Annotated in this window: 6 protein-coding genes, 2 tRNA genes and 1 pseudogene; 7 read left to right on the forward strand and 2 right to left on the reverse strand. The window is 73.4% G+C overall.

Annotated features, from left to right (window positions below):
• Positions 1-130 precede the first annotated feature (130 nt).
• Complete coding sequence (locus tag E4P40_RS02090; protein WP_135156934.1) at positions 131-661, reverse strand: CGNR zinc finger domain-containing protein; 531 nt, start codon at positions 659-661, stop codon at positions 131-133.
• 103 nt (positions 662-764) lie between these two features.
• Between E4P40_RS02090 and E4P40_RS02095 the strand changes: the two genes are divergently transcribed.
• The 3 genes from E4P40_RS02095 to E4P40_RS02105 all read left to right on the forward strand — a co-directional run bounded on the left by E4P40_RS02095 (position 765) and on the right by E4P40_RS02105 (position 2248).
• Complete coding sequence (locus E4P40_RS02095; protein WP_135156932.1) at positions 765-1973, forward strand: MFS transporter; 1209 nt, start codon at positions 765-767, stop codon at positions 1971-1973.
• A 93-nt stretch (positions 1974-2066) separates the two neighbouring features.
• Positions 2067-2155: transfer RNA gene (locus E4P40_RS02100), tRNA-Ser, on the forward strand.
• A 20-nt stretch (positions 2156-2175) separates the two neighbouring features.
• Positions 2176-2248 (forward strand) — tRNA-Arg (locus E4P40_RS02105).
• Positions 2249-2588: 340 nt separating this feature from the next.
• Here E4P40_RS02105 and E4P40_RS02110 read toward each other — a convergent pair.
• Positions 2589-3869: an alpha-hydroxy-acid oxidizing protein gene (locus E4P40_RS02110; RefSeq protein WP_135156930.1), complete on the reverse strand. Its 1281-nt coding sequence runs from the start codon at positions 3867-3869 to the stop codon at positions 2589-2591.
• Between the two features lie 225 nt (positions 3870-4094).
• Between E4P40_RS02110 and E4P40_RS02115 the strand changes: the two genes are divergently transcribed.
• The 4 genes and pseudogenes from E4P40_RS02115 to E4P40_RS29475 form a co-directional block, all read left to right on the forward strand.
• Positions 4095-5066 (forward strand): hypothetical protein, encoded by a 972-nt coding sequence (locus E4P40_RS02115; protein WP_135156928.1) that lies wholly within the window; start codon positions 4095-4097, stop codon positions 5064-5066.
• A 41-nt stretch (positions 5067-5107) separates the two neighbouring features.
• Complete coding sequence (locus E4P40_RS02120; protein WP_135156926.1) at positions 5108-5608, forward strand: MarR family transcriptional regulator; 501 nt, start codon at positions 5108-5110, stop codon at positions 5606-5608.
• Between the two features lie 197 nt (positions 5609-5805).
• Positions 5806-6135: pseudogene (locus E4P40_RS29470) on the forward strand (glycosyltransferase); the annotation flags it as partial.
• 297 nt (positions 6136-6432) lie between these two features.
• Positions 6433-6702 (forward strand): ATP-binding cassette domain-containing protein (locus tag E4P40_RS29475; protein ID WP_348519634.1); only part of this gene is annotated, 270 nt, incomplete at its 3' end.

A 6702-nucleotide genomic window follows, 5' to 3' on the forward strand; every position in this document is an offset into this window, starting at 1 on the left:
CGCCGGACGTTAGTGCTCGCTGCGGGTGCCCGCTGATGATCAGGTCACCTGATCGTGGGGGGTCCTGGCTCAGTGTCGATGGTGAGCCAGGAGCCCTGATGATCAGGTCACCTGATCATCAGGCGGCCCGTCAGGCCTTCTGGCGGGCGCGGTAGGCGGCGACCGTCGACCGGCTGGCGCAGGTGTTGGAGCAGTACCTACGGCTGGCGTTGCGCGAGGTGTCCACGTAGACGTCGTCGCAGTTCTCCGCCGAGCAGACGCCGAGGCGCTGCCAGCCGTGCTGGACGACGACCTGCGAGAGGCCCATCGCGACCGTCGTCGTGAGCTGCTCGAGCACCGGGGCGTCGGGACGCGCGTAGTGCAGGTGCAGCTCGCCGTCGTGGTCGGTCGCGTAAGGCCGCGGCCGGGCGAGGGCCAGCAGTTCGTTGAGCCGCTCGAGGACCTCGTCCTGGGTCCGTGCCAGGGCGACGGCGCGCACCAACTGGGCCGTGGTCGCCGCCCGGTGCGTCTCGCCGGGGGAGAGGTCGAAGTTCGTCCCGGGCGTGAACCAGTCGTCGTGGGAGCTGAGGAAGGCACGTGCCCACTCCGGATCCGTGCGCTCGACGTTGGCCAGTTCGATGGCCAGCTCGATCGCGCTCGACCCGTAGGTGTCGTAATCCATGTGACTCCCTACCGATGGGTGATAGCCTCGGGACTGCGTAGGGGGTCAACTGTGTTACACCCCCTACGAATTCCTTTCCCTGCAAGGTGAGACGAGTACTGACGTGCGTGCGTACCTGACCGTGTGGCGGCTTCCCTCCGCCCCGGTGCTCCTGCTGTCCGGCTTCGCCGGGCGGCTCCCTTCTGCCATGGTGCCGCTGGCGCTGCTCCTCATGGTGCAGCAGCAGACCGGCTCCTACGCCGTCGCCGGGCTCGCGTCAGCCACATTGGGGATCGCGTCGGCGGTCATGGCCCCGGTCCTGGGGCGGCTGGCCGACCGCCGCGGCCCCCGCACCATCCTGCTCGCCCAGGCCGCGGCCTACCCGCTCCTGCTCGCGCTGCTCGTCGCCGTCGTCCTCGGCGGGGCGCCGACCCTCGCGGTGATCGCCGCGTCCGGTCTGGCCGGCACCGCCACGCCGCTGGTGTCGGGCACGGTGCGGGCGCTGTGGTCGCGGGTCGACGTCCGGGTGCGGCCGACGGCCTTCGCCCTCGACGCCACCGCGACCGAGCTCGTCTTCGTCGTCGGGCCGTCGCTGGTCGCCGTCCTCGCGGTGCTCGCCACCCCGGCGCTGGCGCTGGGCCTGGCCGCGGCGCTCGGCGTCGGTGGCGCCCTGGGAATCGCGACGTCGCGAACCACCCGCGCCTACGTGCCGGTCGCCGGGCCGCGGAGCGGCCTGTTCTCGACGGTCCTCTCACCCGGCATGCCGCGGCTGCTGCTCAGCGGGTCGGCCCTGATGCTGGGGTTCGGTGCCCTCGAGGTCGCGATCCCGGCGTTCGCGGACGAGACCGGGTCGCCGGGCATGTCCGGCGTCCTCCTCGCGGTGTGGTCGCTGGGCTCGGTCGTGGGCGGACTGTGGTTCGGGGCGCGCGTGCTGAGCATCTCCCTGCCCCGGCAGTACCGGCTGCTGTTGCTCGGGGTGACGATCGGCCTCGCGCCGCTGGCGTGGATCTCCAGCCCGTGGGCGCTGGGCGTGCTGCTGTTCCTCGGTGGGACGGCGATCGCCCCGACGCTGACCGTGCAGAACACGCTGGTCGGGGCAATGGCGCCCGAGCACGCCACGACGGAGGCGTTCACCTGGCTGTCGACGATCGCGGTCGGCGCCTCGGCGATCGGCGCGGCGGTCGGCGGCGGACTCATCGAGGGTCCGTTCGGCGTGAGCGGCAGCCTGGCGCTCGCTGCGGCGGGTGCGGCCGGCGCGGTCGCGATCACGCTGGTCCCCGGCCGTCGTCGTGACGTGCCGGCCCGGGGTCCGCGACAGCCGATCGCCGCCTGACGCAGCTCGCGGGAGCTCGGACCCGGGCTCGGAGGGGGCTCCGGGCCGCTGGTAGTCTTTCTCCTCGGTGGTTACGAGGCGACTCGGACCCCGGGAGGCTTCGCCTAGTCCGGTCTATGGCGCCGCACTGCTAATGCGGTTTGGGTTAATCCCCATCCCGGGTTCAAATCCCGGAGCCTCCGCGCACGACAACTAAACACAGGCACCCGTAGCTCAACGGATAGAGCATCTGACTACGGATCAGAAGGTTAGGGGTTCGAATCCCTTCGGGTGCACGTCTGGTTGAGACACCGAGCGGCCCCGCACTTCGACGGAAGTGCGGGGCCGCTTCGTCGTCCGGACGCGGAGTGCTTCGGGGGTGTTGTTCGCGCTTCGGGGGTCCCGCAGCACCCGTAGAGCACGAACGACGCCCGCGATGCGGGCGTCGGGAGAGATTGTGGGGGCGGGAGGCCGGGCCTGACGGTCTGGCCGCGTTGGTCGGTCTATCCAGCAGTGGATAGCCACTCTGTTGCCGGCTCTCCCGCCCCTCCGAACTGTGACCCCGGCCACACCGTCGCGTCAACCCGGACCGGTGTGTCGATCCTCCCCGGGCGTGTCACCCCAGGTCGGCCGGGCTCAGCCGACGCGGCGCAGGATCTCCGGTGACAGCTGGTCGACGGCGGTGTGCCCGGTCAGCCCCAGCGTCAGGTCGAACTCGCCCATGACGTCGGAGATCACCTGCCGCACGCCCTCCTCGCCCGCCAGCGCCAGTCCCCACGCGAACGGCCGGCCCAGCAGCACCGCGCGCGCCCCGAGCGCCACCGCGGTGAAGACGTCGGCGCCGGTGCGGACGCCGCTGTCGAGCAGCACCGGCGCCCGCTCGTCGATGGCCGCCACCACGTCGGGCAGGGCGTCCAGCGCCGAGATCGAGCGGTCGACCTGCCGGCCGCCGTGCGTGCTCACCACGACGCCGTCCACGCCCTCGTCGAGCGCCCGCCGCGCGTCGTCCGGGTGCAGGACGCCCTTGAGCAGGATCGGCAGCCGCGTCCTCGACCGCAGCCACGCCAGGTCCGCCCAGGTGATCGACGGCCGGGAGTAGATCCCCAGGAACGTCTCCACCGCGGCCCGGGGCAGCGGCGACCGCAGGTTGTCGCGGAACGAGCCCGGCCAGGCCTTCGCCATGCCGATCAGCGCCCGCACCGCCGCCGGCGTCGGGCGGGGCTGCGGCTCCCGCGCACCTGCCGACGCAGCCCGCTGCTCGACGAGCCCACGGAACACCGGGTCCGACGTGTACTGCGCGATGCCCTTCCCCAGCGCGAACGGCAGGTGCCCGAGGTCGAGGTCGCGCGGCCGCCAGCCGAGCATCGTCGTGTCCAGCGTGACGACGAGCGCCTCGCAGCCTGCCGCCTCGGCCCGTCCCACCAGGCTCTCGACCAGCTCGTCGGACGTCGACCAGTAGAGCTGGAACCAGCGCGGGGCGTCGCCCATCGCGGCCGCGCACTCCTCCATCGAGACCGACGCCTGGTTGGAGAAGACCGTGGGCACGCCGACGGAGGCCGCGGCCCGCGCGACGGCGAGGTCGGCCTCGTCGTGCACCAGCTCGAGCGCCCCGACGGGGCCGAGCAGCAGCGGCGCGGGGAGACGGCGTCCGAAGAGCTCGACGGATGTGTCGCGGCGGCTCACGTCCCGCAGCACACGGGGGACGACGGCCCACCGGTCGAACGCCGCCTCGTTGGCCCGCTGCGTCACCTCGTCGCCGGCACCACCCGCGACGTAGGAGTATGCGCGCGCGTTCAGCGCCTTCTTCGCCGCCCGCTGAAGCTTCCGCGCGGCGACCGGGACCCGCGGGAGGTGGCCGTACACGCCCGCGCTGTAGACCTCGTTCTGCCGACGCCGGCCCGCTCCTGGTTCGGTCACCCGGACACCGTAGTGAGACCCGTGGCGGGGAGCATGTCCGGTCCGCAGGGGACAATTTCGCGACACGCCGGACGACACGCCCGCCACACCTGTAACGGGCTAGCAACGATGCGTCACTTCCGTCATCCTGTGCGCACAGCAGTACTGCGGTCCGGGGGAGCAAGCATCAGCACCATCCAGCGCGGCGCCGTCCAGACCCGGGCGGTGTCGGCCAGAACGTCTCGGATGACCGTCTCCGGCGTCATCGTCGGCAACTTCGTCCTCCTTCTCTTCGGCGCCGCGGTCGTCACCGCCGCGCCCGCCGCCGCGATCGACGACCCCTCCCGGCCCGACGCGCGCGTCACCCACGGGCCCAGCTGCCGCCCGGGCGGGCTGGTCGTCGAGGTCGTCGCCGGCACCGCGCCGTACGCCGTCCGCCTCGCGACCACGCGGAACCCTTCGGGGGAGGACGAGGCCGTTCTCGCGCCCGGGGAGACGGTGGTCCTGCGCACGGACGACGTCGACTGGGGCGAGACCATCGACGGCCGCCTCGAGTACAGCGCCCGCGACGGCTCCGGGTTCAGCTACGTCGACGAGCTCGAGGAGTACAGCTTCACCCGGCCCACCTTCGAGGACTGCGAGGCCGTCGCGGCGCCGACGAACCCCGAGCCGACGCCGTCGGGGACCGTCGCCCCGCCCACCCCGACCGGCAGCGCAGGGGGCCAGACCCCTTCGGCTCCGTCGACGACGCCCCAGCCCTCCGGAAGCCCCTCCGGCACGGCGGTCCCCGGACCGGCCGACGGCGGCGGAACGGGTGCGGGGACCCGCGAGGTGAGCCCCGGCGGAACCTTCACGGTCGAGATGGCGGGCTTTCTGCCCGGCGAGCTGGTGACCTTCCAGCTGCACGGCAGCGACGACGTCCTGGGGACGGCGACCGCCGGAGCCGACGGCACCGTGCAGGCGGAGGTCCGCATCCCCGCCCGGACGTCGTCCGGCGCGGCGACGCTCGACCTGGTCGGCAACGAGTCGGAGGTCGTCGCTCCCCTCCAGCTGCAGGTGGCGGGCTCCGAGACGCCGGTGACGGACGACGGAATCGGCGACCTGGTGCCCCTGACCGCGGCCGCCGTGGCGCTCGTCGCGACCATGGCCGGGCTGGTCTCCGTCGCCGGCCGGCAGCGGTCGACGGTGCGCGGTTCCCGGCCCTTCCGGCACGCCTGAATCCCGGTTTCGGCCGCTCGGGAAGCGGGGACCACGGTTCCGTGCAGCCGATCGAGGACGCGCTCGCGCGCGGCGTCCCCAGGGACGCCGGCGACCTTCCCGGAGTCGCTCCCCGCGCCGCCGAGACGTGGCTGCGGATCGTGGAGGTGCACGACCGCATCACGCGGCGTGTCGACTCGGCGCTCCATCGCGAGCACTCTCTCTCGCTCACCGGCTTCGAGGCGCTGCGCCGCATCGCGGAGTCGCCGGGGGAGCGCGCCTCCATGAGTGAGGTCGCCGACGCGGTCGGGCTGTCGCGGGCCGGGGTCACCAGCACGGTGGACCGCCTGGTGGCCGACGGACTCGTCCTGCGGGAGCGCGGCGGGGGCGACCGCCGATTGCTGCACGCCCGCCTCACACCGGCGGGGCGGCAGAAGGTGGGCCAGGCCGCGCGGACGCACGACGACCTCGTCGCCCACCTGCTCTCCCGGCTCGGGGACGACGCCCCGGTGGTCACCGACGCCCTGGCGCGGGTGTCGTCAGCCACCCGCTCGCGCCCCTGACGGTCGGTTCCCCCACCTGGCTCACCTGGTGGGGTCCTGGGTCACCGTCGACACTGAGCCAGGACCCCTGATGATCAGGTGACCTGATCATCATCCGGCCGCCCGCGGGGAACGCTTCGAGCCCGTAGTGTTTCCGCCGGAACAGCTGCGGGCACGAGTTGATCGTGCTGGGGGCGCTCCCGAGGAGCAGCATCGTCGTGCCGACCGTCGGCCGGCCATCACTCCATGCCCTGCTCGACGTGCTGGCCGCCGCCTCCGGGCCCCGCCCGGCCGAGCTGATCCTGGTCGACGACCGCCCGTCCGGTGAGCCACTGCGCCCCGAGCGCCCGGGTCTGCCGCCCGTCCGCGTCGTCCGTACCGGCGGTGGTGGACCGGCGGGGGCGCGCAACCTCGGCTGGCGCACGGCCCGCACCGAGTGGATCGCCTTCCTCGACGACGACGTCGTCCCCGACCCCGACTGGTACGAGCAGCTCGAGCGCGACCTCGCCGACCTCCCGGCCGACGTCGCCGGCAGCCAGGGCCGGGTGCGGGTTCCCCTGCCGGAGGACCGCCGGCCCACCGACTGGGAACGCGGCACCGCGGGGCTGGCCACCAGCAGCTGGATCACCGCCGACCTCGCCTACCGACGGGCGGCCCTGTCGGCCGTCGGCGGCTTCGACGAGCGCTTCCCCCGCGCCTTCCGCGAGGACTCCGACCTGGCGCTGCGCGTGATGGACACGGGGGCGCGACTGGTCCGCGGGCAGCGCTGGATCACCCACCCGGTGCGGCCCACCGACCGCTGGGTGAGCGTGCGGGTGCAGGCGGGCAACGCCGACGACGTCCTGATGCGCCGGCTGCACGGACCCGACTGGCGGAAGCGGGCCGATGCCGCGCTCGGCCGCCGTCCGCAGCACACCGCGGTCACCGCCGCGGCGCTGGCGGCGGTGGGCCTGCGCGGGTTCGAAGACGTGCCTTGCCACACCCTGTCGGCCGGCCAGCAGCGCCGCGTGGCCCTGGCCCGCTTGCACCTGGCCGGGCCGCCGCTGTGGATTCTCGATGAGCCGTTCACCGCCCTCGACAAGCAAGGCGTGGCGCAACTGGAAGCACACCTGGCG

Source organism: Blastococcus sp. CT_GayMR20, from assembly GCF_004570345.1.

What these genes read in the sequence shown, in the direction of transcription:
- E4P40_RS02090 (WP_135156934.1), bottom strand. Translation starts at nt 661, where the DNA reads ATGGATTACGACACCTACGGGTCGAGCGCGATCGAGCTGGCCATCGAA.
- E4P40_RS02115 (WP_135156928.1), top strand. Translation starts at nt 4,095, where the DNA reads ATGACCGTCTCCGGCGTCATCGTCGGCAACTTCGTCCTCCTTCTCTTC.